This is a genomic window from Flavisolibacter ginsengiterrae DSM 18136, from assembly GCF_059568575.1.
This window is the reverse complement of sequence record NZ_JCANTR010000032.1, coordinates 1-24,791: the sequence shown is the minus strand read 5'-3', so window position 1 is coordinate 24,791 and position 24,791 is coordinate 1. Positions and strand designations below refer to the sequence as shown.

Sequence of the window (24,791 nt, the reverse complement as noted above, 5' to 3'; positions counted from 1 at the left end):
AACCGTATAGGCACCTGCTGAAGGAGCAGAAATGCTGTAGTCCATCCAGTCTCCATTATCAATCCATCCCACATCTTTTCCACCACCTGCATCGGAAGTGTTTTCTGTTTGCACACCACTCATGCCAGACCAGTTCTCCGCTTCTACGCGGGTAGTTGATCCTGAAGGTGCAGGGGTGGGTGTTGGTGAGGGAGAAGTGGAACCTGCGCCTTCAATAAAAAAGCTTGGACTTCCGTTTAAATTAATATTGGATGCACTTAATGAAGTTGAATTATTGGTTTGAGAATAATCCCAATCCTTTCTGGTGACATTACCACTCATAACTACAAATGAAGGAAAGCTATAGGTGGCTGAAGCGTTTTCAGAAAGGTCGGTTTGTGTTTTTGCCCATAATACATACACATAACTGCCATCATTGCCCCTGAAGGCACCACCGTCAACATTGCCAGGTAAGTTCATTGATGAAGTCCTGGAGGCGTCATAGGTTCTTCCATATAACAAATCTGACATTGTTTTAGAAGCAATACCCTGGTCAGTAAGCGTAGCATTGTACGGTGTTGAATTTCCAAAATACTTATACATTCCCATTTGGTCGTACTGTGAAGTGCCTGTCTGGTCACCGATAGTGTACCAATAGACCTGCCTGATGTCCGCTTTTTGAGCAGCTACCTGTGCTTTGATCACATAATTCTTCTGGCCTTCCGGGCTTCCCCAATCATCCCCCGAGGAGAAAGTGGAAACCCCGGTTTCTGTACATATATATTGTTTTTTCGGATAGCTGGAACCGTTATAACCATACGTTCCCAAAAGTGTTTCCATGTTATTCCTGCAATTAATGAAGGCTGAAGCTGCCCCGTCGGAATGGCGGAAGAACTGGAACCCATTGATTGCATTGCTCCAGGTTTTTAAACTATACATAGGATAATTATGAAAGCTCAGCACATCAAAGTAAGCTCCCCCTTTTGCCGGATACGCGGAGGTAACAGAACCATCAACAGGGTTATCCGTGTTGCGGAGTATTGCATCCAGGAAGCTCCTGTAACCAATACCACCTGTACATACATATGAATTTGGCTGTAGTTTTTTAATTACTTCCCATGAAATCCTTAAAGTGCGGATGTAATATTGAATAGGCGCCCTGAGGTTCACCAGTTCAGATGCATTTGGGTCATGATCAAACCAACTTCCGGCCTGAGGAGGATTAGCATCTCCCATCCAACCAGAACCTGTATAGGTATAATCGGGTTCATTGATCACTTCCCAGAACTTAATGTAAGAGCCATACACTTTTACTACATCATAGAGATATTTGGCATACGTGTTAGCAGGATTTACCTGTGTTTGGGCCGCATCCAGCCAAATAGGTTCATATAATCCTTTAAAAGTTTTTGCCTGCTCAGGGCTGCCGGGGAAAGTTGTGGTTTCCCTGTTGGCCGGAGATGGGTTTCCAACGAAAGCAGTCATATCACCACCACCAAGGGTTGCATAATATTGGAATTTTGAAACTTCTGCATTAATACCGTAAGTGGTTAAATGATCATCATATAAAGGAATACGAAGTGACTTAACACCCACTCCTTTTACATTGAGTGAAGAGCTACCCATAGAAAGAGCAGCCACATTTTCCGATGTCCAGTTATTTCCGTACCATCCCGGGTTGGCTCCATACCTGTAGATGCCGTTATAGGCAACTGTCGAAGAAAAGCTGTTCGCTGTAGGTACCTGTGCTATTGTTTTATGTGAAAGAACTATAATGGTAGATACCAGGAAGGTAAAAATCCTTCCCATATAGGAAATTGAATGTTTTTTCATAGTTAGGTTACTATTAAAATCTGCCCTGTCGGGACAAGGCAAATTGCATTTTTAACAAAGGGTTGATTAGCGTAGTATAAAATGAAAAAAGGCCTTTTTACAGGCCTTTTTTTCATTTGCAGTTTTACTTCGAAAACAATGCTGCAACATCTTCATAGGCCAATGACATCAATTTTATTTTTGTATAACCCTGGCTTTCCAGGTCTTTCAATTTTTCAGGAGAAAAAACGAAATACTTAAAGGCATCAGATGTTAAGCTTTCTGTTCCACTGTAATTGTCACATAAAAGTGTTACAGAACCATTCGATACCTGGTAATAGAAATAAGAATCTGTGGTACCTTTTTGTTGAAAGGGTAAAGCATTGATCGTTGACCCATTTTTCACGAAAGCGAGTACCATACCACGGGAAGTAACTGAACTGGTAATAGAACTATCAGCAAGTTTTGAACTATAGGTAGTAAACTTATCTCCTTTAGATGAAGCCCAGCTTGACAGGGTTTTCCAATCAGAAGCTTTTGCACTAGCCGCCATTGCAGCTGCAACAGGACTTTTTCCCAGGGTAGTTTCATGCTGGACATCATTTTTTTTGCATGATGCGATCAGCAGTAATAGGCTAAAGCCTAAAACCGGTAGCTTGTGTTTGTTCATAGATTAATATTTGAAAGAGAATAATTGGCCGGTTTTACCCGGCCATTTGGTGTTGAAGTATTATTGTTTTACGATTTGTCTAGAGTCAGACCAGGTACCCATTGTAACTTTTACAATGTAGGTAGCTGCTGCCAGGTCACCGATGGAAATATAGAACTGTGTTGAACCATCTGCCTTGCTGAAGCTGAACTGCTTTTGAACTGCTCCTGAAAGATTGATCACTTGAACAGATACATTTCCACTCAGACTGTTATTTACCTGTAATACAAAACGATCTGTTGTTGGATTTGGATACAGATCCAGAGATGGTGTTGTAGCTACATTGGTAGTTTCAGTGGTCATGATGGAAGTGCTTTGTTGTATAGCTGAAAGAGCTGCTCCACCCTGGCCAACCTCGAACCAGTTGAAATTAAATCCAAGAGAAGCTGAGGATTGAATCCTGATGGTCTGGCTTCCTGCAGGTAAGTTAACAGATGCACTCACAGTCTGGAATGTTTGATAACCGCCGGTCAATGGAACGTTTACAGTGGCCAATACTACTCCATTGCTGTTTTTGATCTGAAGTTGAGAACCATTGTATATACTGGACACTCTTAAGTTTACTGTGTAAGTTCCTGATGAAGGTGCATTATATGTATAGTCCATCCAGTCGCCAATATCTATCCAACCCACGTCTTTACCACCGCCGGCATCTGAAGTATTTTCTGTTTGAACACCGCTCATATTGCTCCAGTTCTCCGCTTCGATACGTGTAGAACTTGAAGTCGATGGAGCAGATGTTGTACCGCTTCCACCAGCTACCTCGAACCAGTTGAAATTAAAACCCAGAGAAGCTGAGGATTGTATCCTGATTGTTTGTGAACCTGCATTCAGGTTAACGTTGGCACTTACTGTCTGGAAGGTCTGGTATCCTCCTGTAAGAGGAACATTGACAGTTGCCAGCACAACACCACTACTGTTCTTTATTTGGAATTGTGAACCGCTGTAGATACTGGAAACCCTTAGGTTGAAAGTATAGGTTCCGGCAGAGGAAACACTAACATTATAGTCCATCCAGTCGCCATTATCTATCCAACCCACGTCTTTACCACCACCGGCATCAGAAGTATTTTCTGTCTGAACACCGCTCATATTACTCCAGTTCTCTGCTTCATAGCGGGAACCAGTACCGGAAGTTGTTGTACCAGATGAAGTAGTTCCACCACTTGAGAAATCCATGTAATTGATATTCCAACCAACTCCTGAAGTAGACTGAACCCTTAGGGTTTGAGTTCCTGCAGGAATATTAATGGAAGCGCTTACTGTTTGCCAGTTTTGAAAACCACCCGTATTTGGAAGATTAACCGTTGCCAATACAGAGCCTGAGCTATTTTTTAATTGTAACTGGGCGCCTGAATAAGGACTTGCAACTCTCAAATTTACTGTATAAGTTCCTGCAGCAGAAGCATTTACACTGTAATCCATCCAGTCACCATTATCTATATAACCCACATTTTTGCCGCCCGTAGCGTCTGATGTAGTTTCAGTTAAAACCCCACTCATGGAAGAATAATTTTCGGATTCTACTCTTCCAGGTAAAGTGGTTGTTGTAGCTGTTGGAACTGGTACTGGTGAAGGTGCAACACTTGTTGCTGTTACAAATTCAAACCAGTTAATATTAAAGCCAACCCCAGATGGTGAAGTAGACTGGATTCGAAGCGTTTGTGTTCCTGAACCCAGGTTTACAGTTGCGCTTACAGTTTGCCAGCTTTGATAACCACCTGTATATGGAACGTTCACTGTTGCCAGGACAGTTCCGTCTGATTTTTTCAGTTGTAATTGTGAATTGGATGCCAGGGAAGCTATCCGGAAGTTAACTGTATAGGTACCCGCGGTGCCAACATTTACTGAGTAATCCATCCAATCATTTGGATCAATGTATCCTACATCCTGTCCACCACCAGCATCTGAAGTGCTTTCTTTCTGAACTCCACTCATATTGCTCCAGTTTTCAGCCTCAACTTTACCGGGTAAGTTGACTGTGGAAACTGTTGGGACTGGTATTGGAGAAGGTGAGGGTGCCGGAGCTGGAGCTGGTGCAGATCCACCTTTAGAGTATTGAAGCATCCACTCGTAGACGTTCATATTGTTCTCCCTGTAAGAAGGATTGTAAGACTTGGTCCATGCGTCATGGCCATAGTCAGGGAAAATGGTCTTGCGTGCATTTCCACCAAAGTTGGTGATATTAGTCACCCAGTCTTTAGTGTAAGAAGATTGCACAGTACCATCGAAATCGTTGTGTAAAGCCCATACAGGTAATTTTGCATTGGCAATAGATTGTGCCTTTCCCTGATCAGGATATGTGGCTCCACAAACAGGTACAATGGCAGCGGCCCTGTTTGGAAAGGCTGCTCCAAAATCCCAGGTAGCGCCTCCGCCCATACTTAAGCCGGTTACGTAGATGCGGCTTTGGTCAACCCGGTAATTATTCACAGCATAATTGATGACATCATTGATGTCACCGCCGGATGGCCAACCCTTGAACTGGGGAGAGATCACGATGAAACCCTTTTGAACTCCGCCAACATTAAAAGATGTAGGAAAACCACCATTGACAATAAGGCGGGGAAGAGCAGTCCAGCAATTTATGATCTTATCAAGATCTCCTGGCTGGCCACTTCCTAATTCACCGATTCCATGAACAAAAACGATCAATGGATAAGTAGTATTGTTGTTGTAACCGGCAGGCAAGTATTCAAAATACCCACCTGAATTCCCGTTAATAGATACATACTTTGGTGTTTGAACTTGTGCATTAGCCGCAATAGCGAAGAATAGCACGGATAAGGTTGTTACAAGGCGTTGCAACAAAGACATTCTTAGGTGCTTCATAATTAAAAAGATGGATAGGCTTTAAACAATAAAAAATAAATAGGGCGAATCTACAGTTTCAAAAGGGTTGTGGCATTTCATCCGCATTAAGCGATAATTATGCCAAAAGATTATTGATTAGCACTTTAACACTATAAAGCAACGATTTTTTAGTGCTTTGAAAATTAGAAAGTAGGTGAGATGATTATTTCCATCGTTCAATGAACGAAAAATCTTTAAAACCTAAGCGGGCACTGCATTACAGTGTCGCCTATTTTAATTCACCTGTTCAGTTCTATTTTTCGATTTTTAGTCTTAGAGAGGAATAAATATAAAGTGGAATTATTAAACAGAATACGGATGAGCTTTAAAAATGTTAATGATATTTATCAACAAAAAACATATTAATTATTTAGATTCCATTGTTTCTATTTAACATTTGAATATGTATTATAATGCAATATAATTTTTGGCACGATTCATAAATTCAGCCCGACTTAATTATCTAAAAACTCTTTTTTGGTGTAAATATTTCGATCATCCCTTGTGTGTCACCTCTCCTGGGAGCTGGAAATGAATCTATTTTTTGATACCTGTTTATTAATGTATCACGTACTCTGAATGGATAAAAATTGTTTAGAGAAGGAACATATTCAAAAATTACAAGGTCATATTGATTTGTCATTATTTTATTTTCATATTGAGCGGCTTCCCTATTGAACATGGCAACCCCCAGGTGATACCATAAGGGTACCTCCGGGCCAATTTCCTGGTGATAAGGCATTTCAACTGCTAATGGTGTTAACTCACTCATATTCAGTACCCTTAATGATCCTTTCCTGCTTTTAACCAGGTCCATTTCTAATAACCTGTCTATACCTTTCACTGTGGCATTTGGCATATAGATTTTTTTGAAACTGTTCAGTCCTGAAAAGGTCCATTCTGATAATGGAATATCATTGGAAGGAGGATGTATGATATAGGTGTTACGGTTTACAATGTTTTCACTCGAATTTTGGCTTACTGAAGCTCCGGGAAGTACCCGTTCTGCTATTCTTTGAAAATATTTCCAAAATATACCGCTCCACCATAGCACCAAACCAAGGCAGCCTACTGTAAGAATTCCAGCTCTGTTAAAATCCAGGTTTATATGCCTTGAAAGTTGGGAAAGGATAAAAGCAATGGCAAAACTGTGGAAGAAAATATTATTGTCTGGTGGGGTATAGCTAGTAACCTGTAGTATGGCCGCTTCCACCAATATTCCTGAAGTAAGCAACAGGAATAGTGTATCCGATTCTTTTGTGAATAATTCCTTACTGTTTTTATAATTTACAATAATCAATAGAAGGATCACAAACAGGTAAAATTTTATCCATTGAGAATTCATGAAAAATTCATCAGCAATTTCAAATACTGAAACCCTTGAAGTATGGGGAGGCTGGCCATGATTGAACCAATAACCGAAATTGTACTGTATAAGCGGTAAAATAATTATAAGAGCAATAACCAGGTAGCTCAAAACAAAGATGAATAAGGGTTTCCATTTTTTTTCTGTAAAACAATGATAGGTAAGAAGGGTAAGGCATAAAATTAGGGCAAGGCCCCCCCCATCCTGTTTAGTAAAAAAGGAAAAGAATGTAAATAATGCACTAAACGATAATACAATCCAGTTCTTACTGACAGCAGTAATATAGTGTAATAGAAATGCGAGTCCAACCATTTCGTATACTATCACAGTGTGATTGTACCATGGCCAGAAATTAAAGAAGGAAAAGGAAAGACAATATAAAATAACCGATAACAGGCGCACCCCTGGTTGAACCTTCAAACTTTTTAATATGGAACGGAAAGCCAGGCCGGAAAGGATGTTTAAAAATACCTGCGCCTTTATAAGAGTGATCATCTGTGTTCCGAAAATCTTGAAGAACAATGCAGGGACAACCCAATACATATATCCAAGTGGCATTCCAAAATCCCTATAGGGTACCTGTCCCTGGCTTAATCTATAAGCACCTTCCCAGGAAAGAAATATATTAACCCGGTAAGGAAAACTTGTAAAGAGAGGAATAATGGCCAGGAGAACTATGATAAGTAATTCCAATTGGGAAAATCTGCGGATCCGTTTTCCTGTCTGTAATTCATCCATATTGATCGATATAAAATTCCTGCACCAAGTTAAAACTAGGTTCTGATATTATGGTAGAAGGTTTGGTATGGTTGTAGCATTATGCGCTTTGGCGCATAATCAATACTTTTACCGCCATCATTAACCATTTTTTGACCCGTGGCTTATCTTTCTTTACTCCGTCCCAAGGATTGGGCTAAAAACCTGTTCCTTTTTATACCGTTATTTTTTTCGGGCGATTTTTTTCATTGGGAACTATATCCCAGGCTGATCCTGGGTTTTATTGCATTTTCCCTGGTTGCCAGCAGTATTTATATCATCAATGATTACAGAGATATAGAAGATGATCAAAAGCATCCTGAAAAAAAGAGTCGTCCCCTGGCTTCCGGAGCAGTTTCAAAACCTGTTGCCCTTATCATTTGTATTATTTTATTGATCACAGGTTTTGCCATAGCTTATTTTATAAGGGATAAATTTCTTTTTGTTTTAGGTATTTATTTCGTGTTAAACCTGGCCTATTCCTTTGGATTGAAAACAATACCAATTCTTGATATCATTATTGTAGCCATTGGATTTGTACTGCGTATAAAAAGCGGAGCCGTTATAGCAATGATCGGACTTACCGAATGGCTTAATATCATGGTTTTCCTGCTGGCTTTATTTATGGCTATTGGTAAAAGGCGAGACGATGTATTGCTGAAAGTTTCTTCAGGTACTGACATGAGAAAATCAATAAAGGGTTATAATCTTGAATTTCTAAACGTAGTACTGTCTTTAGTATGTGCGGTCATAGTTGTAGCTTACTTTATGTATACTATGTCTCCTGATGTTATCAGGAGAATGGGCACTTACCGGTTATATTATACCTGTCTTTTTGTTTTAGCAGGAATTTTGCGATATTTGCAGATCATCTTTGTACACTCCGCTGCTGGATCTCCCACAAAGATTCTTTATAAGGACCGATTCATCCAAATATCAATACTGCTTTGGATTACCAGCTTTTATTTGATCATTTATATGAAAGACGTAACCTTATTTCAATGATGAAAAAAACAATTGCCAACTGGGGCAACTTTCCAGTGATGGAATCGGAGGAGAGCACATTTTCTTTTTCCGAACAAATCAAAGATTCTGTTCAGCAAAGCGATTCAATTATTGCAAGGGGTAATGGCAGGTGTTATGGCGATGCTTCTCTCGAAAAAAGCACACTTTCCACACTCAAATATGATAAGATACTCAACTTTGATACGAATCACGGGATCTTTGAATGTCAGTCAGGTATAACCTTAGATAAAATACTGGAAGTGATCGTTCCTAAAGGATGGTTTCTTCCTGTAACACCCGGCACCAAGTTTATTACCGTGGGAGGCGCCGTAGCCAGCGATGTACACGGTAAGAATCACCATATAGATGGTTCCTTTTCTGCCCACGTTTTAGAAATGGATGTACTATTATCTTCGGGTGAAACACTTACCTGCTCCACGCAGCAATACCCCGATCTTTTCTGGGCAACTTGTGGAGGAATGGGACTGACAGGTGTAATTACAAGAGTAAAGTTTGACCTGAAGAAAATAGAAACGTCTTATATTAAACAAAAACAGATTAAGGCTGAGAACCTTGATGAGGTATTGCGCTTGTTTGATGAATACACACATTATACGTATTCAGTTGCCTGGATAGATTGCCTTAAAAAAGGAAAGAATTTTGGAAGAAGTATATTAATGTTGGGTGAACATGCTGTTGTGCAAGACCTGGATGCAAAACAAAAAGCTGAACCTTTAAAAATGCCAGCTAAAAAACAAATTTCTTTCCCATTTAACCTTCCATCATTTGTTCTGAACCAGTTTACAGTAAGGGCCTTCAATTTTCTTTTTTATGCAAAGAATTTGAAGAAAGAGATTAATAACGTGGTTTCTTACGAACCTTTCTTTTATCCATTGGATGCAGTTTTACACTGGAACAGGGGATATGGCAAAAAAGGTTTTCTTCAATATCAATTTGTATTACCACTGGAAAGCAAGCAAGGATTGATCGAAATACTTCACCGCATCAGCGATGCAGGAATGGGATCTTTCCTGGCAGTATTGAAAGTTTTTGGTGAACAGAATGATCTCATTTCATTTCCCAAAAAAGGATATACGCTTGCGCTTGATTTTCCTGTACGGAGTAATTTATTCCCCTTCCTTGACGAATTGGATAAAATAGTGCTACAATATAATGGCCGCCTGTATTTGTCCAAAGATGCAAGGATGGATGCAGATGTATTTTGGAAAAGTTATGACAATGCTGACCAATTTAGGGAAATCATAAAAAAATATAATCCTGGATTCAGGATCAATTCCGTTCAGGCACGACGGTTACATATCACACAATAATTTATCATGCCCACTATTTTAATATTAGGAGCTACCTCAGATATCGGGTTTGCTATAGCCAGGAAGTTTGCCTCGGAGAAGTATGATGTGCAACTGGCAGCCCGGAATACTGGTTCCTTACAACCATTTCAATCAGATATAGAGATCAGGTATGGCGTAAAATGCACCCTGCATTCTTTTGATGCCCTGGACTTTGGCTCTCACACAGATTTTTATAAATCACTTCTGCCAAAGCCTGATGTTACAGTTTACGTTATTGGATATATGAATGAAAATGAAAAAGTGATCACAGATTGGGAAGAAAGCCTGCGTACTATTAATACAAACTATACTGGTGCGGTTTCCATTTTAAATCTTGTTGCTGCTGATTATGCTTTGCGTAAATCAGGTATTATTATAGGGATCAGTTCAGTAGCAGGGAACAGGGGACGGCAAAGCAATTACATTTATGGAAGCGCCAAGTCAGCTTTCACCGCTTATTTGTCTGGCCTGCGTAATAAATTATACCATGATAATGTTCATGTAATGACAGTGTTGCCTGGTTTTGTATATACTAAAATGACGGAACATTTAAAGTTACCTCCTTTATTGACTGCCTATCCGGAAAATGTAGCCGATGCTATCTATAATGGTGTTCGAAGTAAAAAGAATATACTTTATGTAAAGTGGTTCTGGAAATATATCATGTTGATCATTACTTCCATCCCTGAAGGAATATTTAAAAAGAAGAAATTGTGAAGAAGGGAATAGCTTTTTTTGATTTTGATGGCACTGTTACTACAAAGGATACCTTATTGGAATTCATAAAATTTGCAAAGGGTGCCCCTGCTTTTTATGGTGGGTTTTTATATAATATCTTTTACCTGTTAGCTTATAAAATAAAGGTGATCTCTAACCAGGAAGCCAAGGAAAAAGTGCTCGGCTATTTTTTTCGGGGTACTGAAATCACTGATTTCGATCGGATGGCAATTGAATTTTCGAAAAAAAAATTACCCTCTGTTATTCGTCCTAAGGCTCTGCAGGAGATACTGACTTTACAAAATGACAATATAGATGTTGTAATTGTATCAGCTTCACCCGAAAACTGGATCAGGCATTGGTGTCTCGAAAAAAATCTTATACTTATAGCTAGTGTACTTGAAATTAAAAATGGTAAGTTAACTGGTAAAATTTCCGGAAGGAACTGTCATGGTCAGGAGAAGGTAAGGCGTATATTAGAAAAATATTCTATTGAAGAATATAATGAGGTTTATGCCTATGGGGATACGAAAGGAGATCTTCCAATGCTTAGTCTTGCTACCAAATCCTATTATAAGCCGTTTCTTTAATTCATTTATTTTTTGAATCCGGCAGTTGTCAATTAGTTCACCGAGGTTTTACAAGAAGGTATCGCTTGAATTTCTGGTTTTAACCATTTGGGCATCAGATTAGGATTGTTTAATATACATTTGGATCCACTTTCTATTTGCAGATTAAAACCTATTCCTTGAAAAGTCTCAAAACACCAAAACGCCGGTATAAGAATATTAATATCCTCACCAGGGTAATTGTTGCTTTTTTCTTACTTACTCTTTCTTCTTTCTTAGCTCATTCACAAGTTATTACAGTGACTGTGAAATACAATTCTGCCCAGGCTGGATCAAAAGCTTCATTAGCTGATTTGAAATACAACAAGCAATCGGTATTAAGTATGGAGGTTGATGATCAGCCAGCTAATGTAATGAGCGTTAAAGCTTTTTTGCAAGGTGGAGTTGCTACAGAGGATGGATTAACCTATACGGGGAAATACTTTACTGATGGTTGCGGAAATAACAAACCATATACCCTTGGAGTAGCTATGACAGCTCATAGTAATTATAATGATGGAGACCTTACTTTAGTTCCTTCTCTTTTAAATACTTCTCAACTCAAAACATTGGTGGCTTCCGGATTTTTACTGGAAAATCATGGCTTTTATCATGAGCAGGATCAATACTACGTTACAAATAATTTTACAGAGCCAAGAAATATCCTTGAGAATACCAACTTTATTTATGACAAAACAGGATTTGTTTCCAGGGTATGGGTTACTCCATCCAATTATACCGGTTATAATCCCTATGTGCAACAACAGGGTTTTATGGCTGCAACTTCCCAAAGTGTAACCGATGGTTATACTTCCCAGCCTGCGAATATGTGGTCCGATCACCTGGCAGATCTTTCACAACTTGATTCAAATTTTAATGTATTCCTTAGGGATTTCAATGATGACTGGGGCAATAGTTCTGTAACAAATGAATTAAAATCCCGGGTAGCAGATCTTAGGTCTAAATCTTCGTCAACGATACACAAAATATATCGCCTTGGCACGCATAGCTATAATTCGAATAACTGGCAGGGATTTAAATCCTTTTTCGATTATGTTGATTCAGTGTCCGGTAATACTATTTGGGTCACCAGCCTTCAGGAATTACTGGAATATCTGGAAGTCAAAAGAAAACTGGTAATGACCCAGTCACTTAAACGCAATGTTTTAACCATTACGCTTGACTTAAGTAATGTGCCCGCGAAAAATAGTTACAGGGATATTTCACTTCTGGCTACTAATAATACATCGATTAGCTCAATATCAGTTTCAGGGGCTGATAGTTATTCCTATAATACTACAACAGGACTTATCAATATTTTTAAAAGGAAAACTGTATTTAATCCACCCTATAACAAACCTGCTCCCAATGCCGGCGCTGACAAGAAAGTTATATTACCTGTTGATTCCGTTTTATTGAGTGGCAATCTTACAGATACTACTGTACATGTGATATCCTATAGCTGGGCCAAGGTTTCAGGGCCTGATTCGGGAACCATTATTTCTCCTTCGTTGCTCACAACCTTTGTTACAGGTCTTGTACAGGGTAATTATGTTTTCAGGTTGACTGCAATTGATGAAAATGGAATTCATGGAACGGATGATGTGGCAGTTAATGTTATTTCTATTGTTTCTCCCGGGTCAGTATTCCATGTAGAAGCAGAAAACTGGACTGCCATGAGCGGAGTCCAGACAGAAGCTTGTTCCGATACTGGTGGCACCCTGGATGTAGGCTGGATAGATAACGGCGATTGGATGGATTACGGTTTAACTGTTGGGACTTCAGGATCATATAATCTTAATTTAAGAGTTGCTTCTCCTTATACAGGTGCTCAACTTGTTGTTAAAAACAAAACAGGAACTATAGTTTCTACTGTAAACATTCCTACAACTGGTGGCTTCCAAAATTGGCAAACCGTTTCTGTGCCTTTGAATCTCATAGCAGGAGATGAAACTTTAAGAATTGAATCTACTGCTGGAGCAGGCTGGAACATTAACTGGATGGAATTAGTGGGGGCAACAGCTACTAACCAGGCTCCAACTGCCAACGCAGGAGCTGACCAAACTATTACACTACCTGCTAATAGTGTTTCCTTGGCTGGCAGCGGTACAGATGCTGATGGAACCATCGTTACTTATGCCTGGACAAAACTAACCGGCGGAGCAGCTACCCTCACTTCTCCTTCCTCAGCCTCCACAACCATTACTGGCCTTGTGGCAGGGTCTTATACATTCCGTCTTACTGTAACTGATAATAGCGGCGCTAGTACTTCTGATGATGTGATTGTGACAGTCAATGCTGCGACCAACCAGCCTCCTACAGTAAATGCAGGGCAGGATCAAACCATTACCCTGCCTGTAAGCTCTGTTAACTTGAGTGGCACAGCCTCAGATGCAGATGGATCAATAGTGACCTATGCATGGACCCAGGTAGGAGGGGTTGCAGCAACCATTGTTTCGCCTTCGGATTCTACCACCAGCATTACTGGTCTTAGTGCAGGCACATATACTTTCCGCCTGACCGTAACTGATAACAACGGTGCATCAGCAAGTGATGATGTAAACGTGGTGGTAAACAGTACGACCAACCAGCCTCCTACAGTAAATGCAGGGCTGGATCAAACCATTACCCTGCCTGTAAGCTCTGTTAACTTGAGTGGCACAGCCTCAGACGCAGATGGATCAATAGTGACCTATGCATGGACAAGGGTTACAGGCACCGGGGGAACCATTTCTTCACCAGTTACCCCTTCTACCTCTGTTACAGGTCTTAGCGCAGGCTCTTATACCTTTAGATTAACAGTCACTGATAATAGCGGCGCTAGTACTTCGGATGATGTGATTGTGCTTGTCAACCAACAGCCTACACCTGTTTTTTCTGTAAGAATAGAAGCTGAAAGTTTTACCAATACTACTGCAGCGGTCACCAAAACTGCAACAACGGACGTTGGTGGTGGTCAACAGGTTGGCAGTTTAGACAATGGCGATGTATTAAATTATACAGTGGATGTCCCTTATTCAGGCACCTATACAGCCAATTTCAGGGTGGGAGCCACAAAGGGAGGAAGTAAACTGTTACTATTAAACAATGCAGGCACCCTGCTAGCAACGATCAATGTTCCCAACACAGGGAGCGCCTGGCAAACAGTAAGTGTAAGCATCAATCTTACAGCCGGAAGCCAGCAAACCTTTAAGGTGCAGGTCAATAAAACCGCCGGTAACCCTGTATTCAACTGGTGGGAACTGGTAAATAGTAATTCTGGTACTGTAATTTCAGGAACTTCAAGTAAAGTAACAAACCAGGAATTCACCCCTTTTACTCGTTTGAATATCTATCCAACACCTATTCAAAACCAGGCAACAGTTGTGGTAAATGATCCATATATGGGATTGCTCAATATACAATTGTGGAATATTGCCGGTATAATTCAAAAACAATTCACCTGGAATAAAAATACTACACAACTACAATCTTTCATTTACGTTGGTGATCTGCCTAATGGTGAATATATCCTAACACTAAAAATCAATAAACAGCTACTATCTCAGAAGTTCATAAAGTTATAAGTTCCGATATACCGGGATTTTTATGTTTAATGTGAAGGATGGGTATGCTTATTGATTACTCAGCTGCATAATAGTCCCGTCAGGTATTGATTGGGAGAAAGGAATAGTTTAATTTGCTATCAATTGACGAACATGGAACATCAGAAAAAATCATTTCATGAGGTAATCATGATCCTCACTTTAATTTTTTTCTTTATTGCAGTTTTTATGAAAATCTTATTTTATTGATAAATGGCGGAGGAAAAATATATCCGGCAAAAAATTCGTCCCAACTCTGTATTCTCGTTCCTGCAAAGAATTTTTGTAATTGAGAAACTTAATAATTGGTTAGGATTTTTATTAATTGGTTGTGTTGCAGGCGTGTTTGGTTATTTACTTGCCAATGACTTTATAATCGGGGTAGGGGCCATAGGTGTAATATTAGGTTTTGGCATTTTATTGCTTTGTATACTCAATGTGGAGTGGGGAATATATATCAACCTGATCTTTTTATTTGTTTGTACTCATATTTCCCGCTTGTTTTTCCAGGATAATCTTCCTGTTGGCATTGTTGCCGACATCCTTATCCTTGCCACTTTAGTAGGATTATTTGTTGGAAAATATGATTTAAGGGAAAATTCAAAAGCCTTCTTTTCAAAAAGACCTATTATTATTTACCTGGTAGTTTTAGGGTATTTATGTCTTGAATTATTCAATCCCTATGGGCACTCTTTACAGGGATGGGCACTGATCGTGAGAAAAGTTGTAGAATCATTTGTTATCATTTTTATATGTTATAATGTCTTTTCTGATCTTTCCAGGATCAATAACTTCCTGAGGGTTTTATTTATTTGTGCTTTGGTAACAGGATTATACGGCTGCATTCAACAATGGCATGGCTTGTTTCCTTTCGAAATCAATTGGGTGCATAGCAGTGAACTTCGCCTTAATCTTATATATCTTTTTGGAACCTATCGTAAATTTTCATTTTTCTCAGGACCAACTGAGTTTGGAATTATTATGGCAGGTTGTTCCCTGCTTTTTATTTTATTAGGTATCAATGAAAAGAAGCTATTTTATAGAATAGTCCTGATTGGGGGATCTATTATCATGTTGCTTGGAATGTCTTATTCAGGAACCAGGACGGCCAATGCAATGCTGGTAGGCGGAATAGGTTTATATATTTTGCTAACAATACATAAAAAGATCACGAGGATCTTTGCTGTATTTGCTGTACTGGCATTTCTATTTATAATGTTCGCTCCGATTTATAGTAGCGAAACGATAATTAGATTTCGAAGCAGTTTCTCCGGAAGTGAAGATGCATCCTATAATGTAAGAGAAGCCAACAGGGCTTCTATTCAACCTTATATCTACAGTCATCCATTTGGTGGTGGTTTGAGTACAACGGGAGAAAATGGTCAGAAATATAATCCCGGTCATCAGTTGGCTGGATTTCCAACCGACAGTAGTTATGTAAATAAGTCTCTTGAAACAGGATGGATCGGTATGATACTTACCTGTATCTTATACTTCATTACAGCACAATATGCCGTTCGTGGTTACTTTGGTACTAAGAATCCGAAAGCAAAAGCAATTTTTGCTGCTATTACAGCTTTTCTTTTTGCTTTTTACATTGGTGAAATCGCTCAGGAGGCAGTAGGACAATTCAGTAATACTATGGTGTATTTTCCTGTAGTTGCAATTTTACTCCAACTACGGCAACAAACAACAAAAGAAAGGCTGGAAGACAGGTCAGCTCTTAATAGCGATCAGTACTAATAAAAGTTAGGCGACCATGAATGGACAGATCTTAAGTACAAGGAATACTATGTTTGTATTCTTCTTTGGTATCCTTGTTCTTTTTCTCCCTATATTATTCATAGAATTAAAAGTATTAAAGTATACAAATGGTGTATTTATGTATCCATTTGATGATACTTTTATTCATTTACAGATAGCAAAGAATTTAGTCCATGGGCATTGGGGAATCAATAACAATTTTGCATCTGCCTCTTCGTCCCTGCTCTACACGGTTATTTTAACCATATTCAGATTTGTATCCGAAAGCACTGTAATACCTTTTATTATTAATTGTCTTGCGGGGATAGCAGTTATTTGGTTTTTACATTCCTGGCTTAGCAAGCATGAAATTTCTTCAATTGCTCAGGGTGGAATCATGTTATTGGCAGTTTTTATTACTCCTCTTGCCTTAATGATCGTTACGGGCATGGAGCATACAATCCAGTGCCTGCTGTCTTTCATTTTTATATTCTATTTTTCTGATTGGTTGGAATCGTCTATAGATAACACAGCTGCAAAAATTCCGATAAGCATATATATCACAGCTGCCCTTGCAGCTTCCATCAGGTATGAAGGTTTATTCCTTATTGCCATTGCCTGTGTTATGCTTTTATATTATAAAAATATTAAACAGGCATTTTTGCTGGGCTTTGTTGGTGTTTTGCCTGTAGTCATTTTTGGGATTTTTTCCCTTATGAAAGGAAGTTATTTTCTTCCCAATTCAGTATTAGTAAAATCTGAAAGTTTTTCTTATACAGGATTAACTGGAATTATCTCCAATATACTATTTGAGAAACTCACATATGCCAGGAATGGTTTGGCTGCACTTGCTACTCAAAGATGGTTGGTGATTTTACCATTATTGTACCTTGGGTTTAAAAAATACATCCGTCCTTCTTATGCCTTTATAATTATTTTTCTTGTGGTAGCAACGGTTCTGCAGTTGTCACTTGCCTCCACTGGTTACCTATATAGGTATGAAGCTTATTTATTCTTTAATTCCACGGTTATAACAACAGTGCTTTTTTATAAATATGGTAAGCAGGCCTTTGATGACTGGAAGTTGGCAGGTTTTAAAATTATCTTATTAGTGTTGGTATTTTTTTTATTTTTTCCCATCGCGTTACGATCTACCTCCGCTTTGGAAAAGTCTGTGCAGGCTTGTAAAAATATTTACGATCAGCAATACCAGATGGCCCGATTTTCAAAAAATAACTATTTCAACAGTGCTATTGCAGCAAATGATATAGGGGCAGTAAGCTATTTTACTAATGCTTCCATTGTTGATCTTTGGGGCCTGGCAACCATAGAAGTAACCAGGAGCAAGAAACAAAAATACTGGACTCCGCAATTTCTTGATTCCCTAAGCAGGTCGAGGAATGTCAAGGTTGCAATGATTTATGATAGCTGGTTCTCAGACACATTGACCTCAAAATGGAGAAAGGTTGCCACCTGGAAGATTCAAAATAATGTGATTTGTGGAGATGACATTGTTTCTTTTTATGCACTGGATAATACCGAATACTTAAACCTTTACAATAAATTAAAAGCATACGAACCTGGCTTGCCTCCTTCTGTAGTTGTTAAGTACTTCTGATATCTGGTTTCGGCTGGGAGTGAGCTTGAGTTAAAGGCTGAATAGTACGTACCTGCCTTGTTATCTCTTCAATTCTTTTTTTCTTTCTTGTTGTAAAAAGGAACCATAAATAAGTTCTTCCCAGTAGGTTATAAAACATGATAGGGATGGCTACCCCAAATGCTATTACAGTTAATAAAATCAGTATTGGGTTGGTAAGATGCAGGAAATGAATTAAGATAGACCGCACTAATCCTACAACAATCACATGTATCATATAGATATAGAGGGAGTGAAATCCAATTACACGAAGAAATGAGAGTTTATTCCATTTTTCCAGGAGAAAGGCCATAATTATAAGCGTGATACAACCAATCAATGAAGTGAAAAGAAAGTTCAGTTCATTCAATGCATACAGGGTACTATTTCCATGAAATGTTTCTATGGTCGTTTCCATCGCCTTAGCCCCTACATTATTATGCAGGTAAACGATTTGGGCACCAATAAATACTGGAAGGAATATGAGCAGCGTGATAGGCTTTTTTAATTGCTGCTGTACGATTTCTGTAAATAGCATACCAGAGATAAGGTCACCTATTACAAAGAATAAGTAAAAGCGCATCCAATTGGACATCATGCTTATATCATTAAGAAATGGAGCACATGTGAATAATACAAGCCCAATAATTAAATGCACCCACCTGCTTGGTTTCACCTTCGTTTTAAAGAAGATAAAAACCATTGTTGCATTAAACAAAGCTGGGAGATACCAGAACTGGTCCAACTGTTTGGGTTGGTAAAGAATGTATAAATAATCATGAACAGTTCTATCGGAGTTAGTAAAATGCGACATGAAAATTTGCAGTGTCACCTGGATAAACGCCCATATAAAATAGGGGTATAAGATCTTGTCGAATTTAACAAAGATGAGGTCCTTTACGGATTGTTTAGAAAGACTAATGGTAGTAAACACTCCGGAAATAATAAAGAAAAGGGGCATGCGAAAGCTGTAAAAGATCATATTAGCCTTACCCACAGTTTCAGGCACGGGGATACCGCTTCTTTCTATACCAAGATAAGCATGATGATAAACCACTAAAAGTATAATGACTCCTCTTAGATAATCAACCCAGCTGTACCTGTTTTTTTCAAGAATGGTTAAGTTAAAGGCGTACAATATCCATCCCTTTGCGTTTTTCATTCACACATCTTGTAAACTTTGAAAACTACATTATTATGACGGCACTTACCGGTTAGTAACTGTTTCCAGTTTAACCCCGATCATTCTTTCAATTTCCAGCTTCTTGATCTCCTGCTGTAATTTTAAATTGATAAGTGTTGCCATTTCGCTGTTGTTTCCTTTCTGGGCGGCATTATAAGTATCAATGGTTACGGTACCTTTTCTGAATTTTTCCTCTGTTTGGGCCAGTTCTGCCTGAACATCATTTACGAGCTCACTCTGAATAGCAATTAGCTGACTATAAGCCCTGTATTCCCTGTACTTAGTCAATACTTCTTCACGGATATTCCTCCGCAGAATCTCCTGGTTGTTCTTACCCATTTCAATACTCTCTGTAGCAGATTTAACCTGGGTTCTTGAAAGGATAGTTCCTAAAGGAATGGTCAATCCAAAAAAGTATTTAGGATAGACATATGACGTAGTAGGAGTTTTTGAAAAAGATTGATCATTATAGTTTAAAGAAACAGCCAATAAATTCATCCACTGATTCTGGGCATTCTTTAAGGTGTATTCATTGATCTTATTTTGATGCTCCAGGTTTTTAGCCTCAGGACCTTGTAATGCCAGAGCTACCAATTTTTCTTCTATTATTGAAGAAGTATCAGATTTTATCAGCATTGAATTATTGACCTGGGCATGGGTAAGTCCCATTACGCCAGTTAATAAAAAAGTAATAATTAATTTTTTTGATGAAGGGTTGTGAAATGAATTGCGAATCAATGAGCTTGTGAATTTTAATCCGTTTCTTTTTGTTTCCTTGGTATTCATTGGTTCAATTACTATTTATAGAATTATAAATTAAGTTAATGCAAAAATTAATAATTAAGTATATTTTCTTACTGCCGGAAAGCCTTATACAACATTAATATTTTTCAGATCCACCATATTCAATATGGATCCGGTAAACTTACCATTGAGTTCTTTGAAAAAACTAATGGATTGTTTATCAATTTGTTTAATTACTTCCTGGGCTGAGAAAACTGCTATGACCCCATCAACATATTGGGCCAGTTCCTTACTGTCAGAAAAATCATTCAGGGGAGGACCTTCTAAAAAGATATAATCAAAATCAGTAGTTAATAATTGTAAATGTTGCAATAGATTTTCTCTTGGCAAAATTTCAGAGGGTGTATAATCTCCCCCTTCAGAACCAATTGCATATACTGTACCTAGACCAAGATCTTTAGAAAATACTTTTACTTGTTCTATCAGGGCTTTATTGTCAGATTTATAAGGAACTATTTTTTCAAGCACTGGTTCAGCATTCAATTGCACTGTAAGGTCATTGTTACAGAAATTGGTATCTATAATAAGTACTTTCTTTTTGCTTAAACTCATACTATATGCCAAAGCCTGGATCAAGGTAGTTTTACCCTGCCCTTTTTTTGTACTTGTAAACAGAAAAATCTTCTTGCCGCTTGTTTCAATTTCATACCTCAGTTTACGGATAGATTCCCTGAAAAGATTATTACGTTTATGTTCTGCCTCATCCGTGGCTATAAGCTTGTTTGAGATTACATCAGTGATGCTTTTGTTTTTCAGGTTCATGAAGTTGACCAGGCTGATCATCTTCAGGTTTACATTCTTGGAAAAAATGATTGGCGTTCGAATGGAGGTATCAAGGTAAGTAAGAAAAATGATGATACCGATTGTTGTTAAAAGGGCTGCAATAGCAGCAAGCGCAATGATCAAAGGCCGTTTTGATGGTTCCGGTGACATAGCGGGTTGACCAGGAACAATCACGCGGAAGTTCACTAATGAGGCTCCTCCTATATCAGTAGCTGCATTGTATCTCTGTTTAGCTTCAAGATATTCCTTGTTGGCAAAATCAACTTCTTTTTTAAGACTCTCACCAACTGCCGTACTGGAAGCTGCGGATGTAACACTACCTTTTAAAGAATTGATCTTTGATTGTAGGGAGGAAACAAACGAAGAGCTGCTTTGTATATCAATTTCCAGGTCGGTTTTCTGAGACTGAAGATCAATCTTTTCTGAGACTGGATCTTTAGCAGTAACAGAGCCTGACCTGCTTGATAACACCTTTTGCTGGTATTTTGATTTTAACGAGTTATACTTTCTATAGTCTGCCTGGTCATTGGTGCGGAGGTAATCATTATAAGCACTATTCATGGCAGTTCGGAGTTGGATAACTTCATCATTGTCAGAACTGCTGGTTTCAGCCGGTGCCTTGTTTAAATCAGCCAATCTCTGGTTCACCTTTCTCAAATTGGCCTGGAAAGTTGTTAGTTTGCTTCTTTCACTTGTCAACTCAGACTCGAGGTTGGCAATGATATCCAGGTCGCCCGTACTTTGTATTTCAGAAGTACCATAACCTGTCCTTTGCAATAATTCGTTTTTCTGATCCAGTATCTGCTTTTTCTTTTCCATGATACTTCTCAGCGTATCAATAGACTCAGCTGCGGTTTTACCCCTGCTGGTACCATAATACCTGATAAATTCATCATAGGCCGTATTTACCAGGAATGCTGAAAGGTTGGGGTCAACAGATGTATAATCAATATTCAGGTAATCCGTTCGTTCAAACCGGCTAACCTTTAAATTTCTGGTTAATGTAGTATAATCATATTGGTAAACACTCAAAAGGTCCATGAGTTTTTTATCTTCCGGAACGGAAGGTGAAAGTATGCTCATGGTCTGGACCTTTGCTCTGAAAGCCCTGATCGCGGAATCTTTTGAAATGTTCTTGAATGCCTGTGCCTTCTCATTATCTGTCAATTTATGAAAAGCATCAGGTTGTGTAAGATCATGAAGAATTAGGTTGTAGGAAAGGAGGTTTATTACTGGGGGAGAGGTAAACGTAACAATAACATTGTTGAATTTAGTGTCCTGTTGGTAATAATCTGCATTTTCATTAACCAGTTTCATTGGGTCGTACGTTGTATAGCCTGTAGCGATTTGTGCTGTAGAACGATACTTTTTTGGCTGGTTAAGAGTTAAAATATATGCAACTGTAGCTGCAATGATAGCGGAACCAATAATGATCCACTTTCTTTTCATTAGAATCCGGAGGAGATAGACAAAATCCATGGTTAGGTACTGTATTATAAACTAAAAATAGGTTTTCAGGTACTGAGAAACAACTAAAGCCTGTTAAATGATCTGATCTTAAAAATTAGGAATATTGATTAAACTAAGGATGAAGGATAATCTCGTTACTTTCTATTTATCATTGATTATCGCTATGGATCTATGACCGGGCTTTTCAGAAAATTAGAGTTGGACCGCTTCACTTTTTCCCAGGTCGAAGGCTGTTTCTTGCGTAAAAATCTGAAAAATCCCTGGATTACGGAAATGTTCATAAAAATAAAGTAATAAGGCAGTTTTAAAATTTTCAAATATTTCGTCACTGTCGGTGATAGATAAGCAATTAAAGCGCCAACATAAAATGCCACCTGTAATAGGAAAATCACCTTATAAATAGGATTTGGAACATACCTGCTGAGTATGTAACTGGAAATAAAGGCTAAAATGAGGCACAATGGACTCAATGTCCACCTGAGCACCCGGTGAGATATATATAAAAAAGAAAGCCCGGGATGTTTCCAGAAAGCTAATGCCTCTGGTAACATAGCCATAGCCTGGAACCCACCTGCAGCAATACGAACTTTTCTTTTCTTTTCATCTTTGATAGAAAAGGAGGGAAGTTCCATGGCATATGCCTGGGGTTCATAAATGATCCGAAAACCCTTTTGTGCCACTTTCATTGATATAATAAAATCATCCAGCACTACTTCAGCCGGCACTATTTCGTATAATTCCTTCCTTACTGAAAATAGTTCTCCGGCAGCGCCCACAACCGAATAGAAGTCAGAGTCAAGCTTTTTCAGGAATGATTCATATTTCCAGTAAAGTCCTTCGCTGGCTCCGATATTTTCTTTATCGTTTTCAGGGGTCATTACTTTTTTCTCGCCTGCCACACCCCCAACAGTTATGTCCAAATAATGACCTGCTATCTTTTGGGTAGCCTCAGGGTTCAGAAAAGTATTGGCATCACTAAAAAGCAAAATGTCATTTTTGGCTGCATTAACAGCCCTGTTAAGAGCCGCTGATTTACCCAGGCGGAGGTTGGAATGAAGTAATTGAATTTGTGGATATTTTTCTATTATATCAGGGGTTGAGTCTGTGGAACCATCAGTAATGAATATATATTCAATCCTATCTGAAGGATAAACCTGTTCAAAAGAATTTTGGATCTTTTTTTCAATACAATCTTCTTCATTAAACGCTGCAACAATGAACGAAACAGTGGGGTAAAATGGGCGACTACTTCCTAAATTTTTCTTTTTCTTGAATAGGTTTATTACATAAGCTATTATGGCATACCCTGCATAATTATAAAAAACAATGAAGCAGCAAATCCACAACACATACTCGAGAAACACCATTATTCAGGTTTTAAGGGTACTAAATTATAATGAAATTGTCCTTTTATCCCCATATTATATAAATAGCATGCCGTACTCAGCCTTGAGGCCAAAATGTATTAACCCCATTCATATGAAACGATTCGGTACAAAAAAAAGGTAGTGATTGCTCACTACCTTTTTCCATTCCAAGGATTTTTTTATTCCTTTATAAACTTTAAGGTTACTGTTGAATTGATATCGGGATTGATATTTACCATATATACCCCTTTTTCGAAAGCTGAAATATCAATCGATTTTATCATTTGTTGTTGGGTACGTAAAAATTCTTCCTGGTAAACGATATGTCCCATAGGATTATAGATCCTGATGTATGAATAATTCTTATCAGTTACAGCATCAATGGAAACATTTAAGGTGCTTGTAGCAGGATTGGGGAATAATGTCGCGGTGGACTTTTTCCTGGTATCTGATTTTACAGTCAACATTACTGTATCTGAACCTGTTGCTCCATTATTGTCAGTTACTAATAATTGGAATAAATACACTCCTTCAACTAGATTGGAAACAGATGTTTTATTTGCAGTAGGTGAAGCCAGGGTATAATTGACAGGCCCATCAATTTTTGTCCATTTGTATGCTACGATACTTCCGTCTGCATCTGATCCTGTGCCTGCCAACTGTGTTTTGTTCAATGGCAAGGTAATAACAATGTCTCTTCCTGCATTTGCTGTTGGAGCTAGATTTGGCTTTGGCATTGCTGCTTTTACAGTTATTTGTATATCATCAGATGAAATGGCTCCCTGGTTATCAGTAACACTGAGACGGAAGATGTATACGCCCTCTGCCAATCCTGTTATTGAGGTGGAAGATGCGTTAGGAGTAACAATAGTATAGGCAGAAGGACCGCTAAGTTTACTCCAGGTATAGGATGTTATAGTTCCATCTTTATCGGTGGCACTACCATTTAATGTTACATTATTAACAGGCAGGGTAATGGTTTGATCTGCACCTGCATTAACAACAGGAAGTTGGTTTACGGCTGCTTTAACTATTACCATAACCGTATCTTTTGCCAAGGCTCC

16 protein-coding genes are annotated in these 24,791 nt (G+C 38.6%); 7 read left to right on the top strand and 9 right to left on the bottom strand.

Annotated features, from left to right (window positions below):
• The 4 genes from BP74_RS20585 to BP74_RS20570 all read right to left on the bottom strand — a co-directional run.
• The coding region (locus BP74_RS20585; protein ID WP_496377260.1) for a carbohydrate-binding protein at positions 1–1,812 on the bottom strand (1,812 nt) is incomplete at its 3' end.
• A gap of 124 nt (positions 1,813–1,936) precedes the next feature.
• Positions 1,937–2,461 carry a hypothetical protein gene (locus BP74_RS20580; RefSeq protein WP_496377258.1) on the bottom strand — a complete coding sequence of 175 codons (525 nt, stop codon included), beginning with the start codon at positions 2,459–2,461 and terminating at the stop codon, positions 1,937–1,939.
• Between the two features lie 60 nt (positions 2,462–2,521).
• On the bottom strand, positions 2,522–5,332 hold the full coding sequence (locus BP74_RS20575; protein WP_496377256.1) for a carbohydrate-binding protein: 2,811 nt from the start codon (positions 5,330–5,332) through the stop codon (positions 2,522–2,524).
• Positions 5,333–5,816: 484 nt separating this feature from the next.
• The gene (locus tag BP74_RS20570; protein WP_496377254.1) at positions 5,817–7,457 is read right to left on the bottom strand and encodes a hypothetical protein; all 1,641 of its coding nucleotides are present in this window, start codon (positions 7,455–7,457) and stop codon (positions 5,817–5,819) included.
• 138 nt (positions 7,458–7,595) lie between these two features.
• On the opposite strand from BP74_RS20570, the gene BP74_RS20565 reads away from it, so the two are divergent.
• The 7 genes from BP74_RS20565 (at position 7,596) to BP74_RS20535 (ending at position 18,102) form a co-directional block, all read left to right on the top strand.
• The gene (locus BP74_RS20565) at positions 7,596–8,480 is read left to right on the top strand and encodes a decaprenyl-phosphate phosphoribosyltransferase (protein WP_496377252.1); all 885 of its coding nucleotides are present in this window, start codon (positions 7,596–7,598) and stop codon (positions 8,478–8,480) included.
• Complete coding sequence (locus tag BP74_RS20560; RefSeq protein ID WP_496377250.1) at positions 8,477–9,811, top strand: FAD-binding oxidoreductase; 1,335 nt, start codon at positions 8,477–8,479, stop codon at positions 9,809–9,811. The genes BP74_RS20565 and BP74_RS20560 overlap by 4 nt, the downstream gene beginning before the upstream one ends.
• A 6-nt stretch (positions 9,812–9,817) precedes the next feature.
• Complete coding sequence (locus BP74_RS20555; RefSeq protein WP_496377248.1) at positions 9,818–10,549, top strand: SDR family oxidoreductase; 732 nt, start codon at positions 9,818–9,820, stop codon at positions 10,547–10,549.
• Positions 10,546–11,139: an HAD family hydrolase gene (locus BP74_RS20550; RefSeq protein ID WP_496377246.1), complete on the top strand. Its 594-nt coding sequence runs from the start codon at positions 10,546–10,548 to the stop codon at positions 11,137–11,139. Before BP74_RS20555 ends, BP74_RS20550 begins: the two co-directional genes overlap by 4 nt.
• Before the next feature lie 158 nt (positions 11,140–11,297).
• Positions 11,298–14,723: a PKD domain-containing protein gene (locus BP74_RS20545; protein ID WP_496377244.1), complete on the top strand. Its 3,426-nt coding sequence runs from the start codon at positions 11,298–11,300 to the stop codon at positions 14,721–14,723.
• A gap of 231 nt (positions 14,724–14,954) precedes the next feature.
• A complete protein-coding gene (locus BP74_RS20540) occupies positions 14,955–16,484 on the top strand; it encodes an O-antigen ligase family protein (protein WP_496377242.1) in 1,530 nt (509 codons plus the stop codon).
• 16 nt (positions 16,485–16,500) lie between these two features.
• On the top strand, positions 16,501–18,102 hold the full coding sequence (locus tag BP74_RS20535) for a DUF8728 domain-containing protein (protein ID WP_496377240.1): 1,602 nt from the start codon (positions 16,501–16,503) through the stop codon (positions 18,100–18,102).
• Here the strand turns inward: BP74_RS20535 and BP74_RS20530 are convergent.
• The 5 genes from BP74_RS20530 to BP74_RS20510 form a co-directional block, all read right to left on the bottom strand.
• Complete coding sequence (locus BP74_RS20530; protein WP_496377238.1) at positions 18,089–19,282, bottom strand: acyltransferase family protein; 1,194 nt, start codon at positions 19,280–19,282, stop codon at positions 18,089–18,091. The genes BP74_RS20535 and BP74_RS20530 overlap by 14 nt on opposite strands.
• Before the next feature lie 45 nt (positions 19,283–19,327).
• Positions 19,328–20,089: a TolC family protein gene (locus BP74_RS20525; protein ID WP_496377236.1), complete on the bottom strand. Its 762-nt coding sequence runs from the start codon at positions 20,087–20,089 to the stop codon at positions 19,328–19,330.
• Positions 20,090–20,173: 84 nt separating this feature from the next.
• Positions 20,174–22,369 (bottom strand): Wzz/FepE/Etk N-terminal domain-containing protein, encoded by a 2,196-nt coding sequence (locus BP74_RS20520; RefSeq protein ID WP_496377233.1) that lies wholly within the window; start codon positions 22,367–22,369, stop codon positions 20,174–20,176.
• Positions 22,370–22,521: 152 nt separating this feature from the next.
• Positions 22,522–23,727: a glycosyltransferase family 2 protein gene (locus BP74_RS20515; protein WP_496377231.1), complete on the bottom strand. Its 1,206-nt coding sequence runs from the start codon at positions 23,725–23,727 to the stop codon at positions 22,522–22,524.
• A 179-nt stretch (positions 23,728–23,906) separates the two neighbouring features.
• The coding region (locus tag BP74_RS20510; protein WP_496377229.1) for a PKD domain-containing protein at positions 23,907–24,791 on the bottom strand (885 nt) is incomplete at its 5' end.

What these genes read in the sequence shown, in the direction of transcription:
- BP74_RS20580 (WP_496377258.1), bottom strand. Translation starts at nt 2,461, where the DNA reads ATGAACAAACACAAGCTACCGGTTTTAGGCTTTAGCCTATTACTGCTG.
- BP74_RS20575 (WP_496377256.1), bottom strand. Translation starts at nt 5,332, where the DNA reads ATGAAGCACCTAAGAATGTCTTTGTTGCAACGCCTTGTAACAACCTTA.
- BP74_RS20570 (WP_496377254.1), bottom strand. Translation starts at nt 7,457, where the DNA reads ATGGATGAATTACAGACAGGAAAACGGATCCGCAGATTTTCCCAATTG.
- BP74_RS20560 (WP_496377250.1), top strand. Translation starts at nt 8,477, where the DNA reads ATGATGAAAAAAACAATTGCCAACTGGGGCAACTTTCCAGTGATGGAA.
- BP74_RS20555 (WP_496377248.1), top strand. Translation starts at nt 9,818, where the DNA reads ATGCCCACTATTTTAATATTAGGAGCTACCTCAGATATCGGGTTTGCT.
- BP74_RS20540 (WP_496377242.1), top strand. Translation starts at nt 14,955, where the DNA reads ATGGCGGAGGAAAAATATATCCGGCAAAAAATTCGTCCCAACTCTGTA.
- BP74_RS20535 (WP_496377240.1), top strand. Translation starts at nt 16,501, where the DNA reads ATGAATGGACAGATCTTAAGTACAAGGAATACTATGTTTGTATTCTTC.
- BP74_RS20530 (WP_496377238.1), bottom strand. Translation starts at nt 19,282, where the DNA reads ATGAAAAACGCAAAGGGATGGATATTGTACGCCTTTAACTTAACCATT.
- BP74_RS20525 (WP_496377236.1), bottom strand. Translation starts at nt 20,089, where the DNA reads ATGAATACCAAGGAAACAAAAAGAAACGGATTAAAATTCACAAGCTCA.
- BP74_RS20520 (WP_496377233.1), bottom strand. Translation starts at nt 22,369, where the DNA reads ATGGATTTTGTCTATCTCCTCCGGATTCTAATGAAAAGAAAGTGGATC.
- BP74_RS20515 (WP_496377231.1), bottom strand. Translation starts at nt 23,727, where the DNA reads ATGGTGTTTCTCGAGTATGTGTTGTGGATTTGCTGCTTCATTGTTTTT.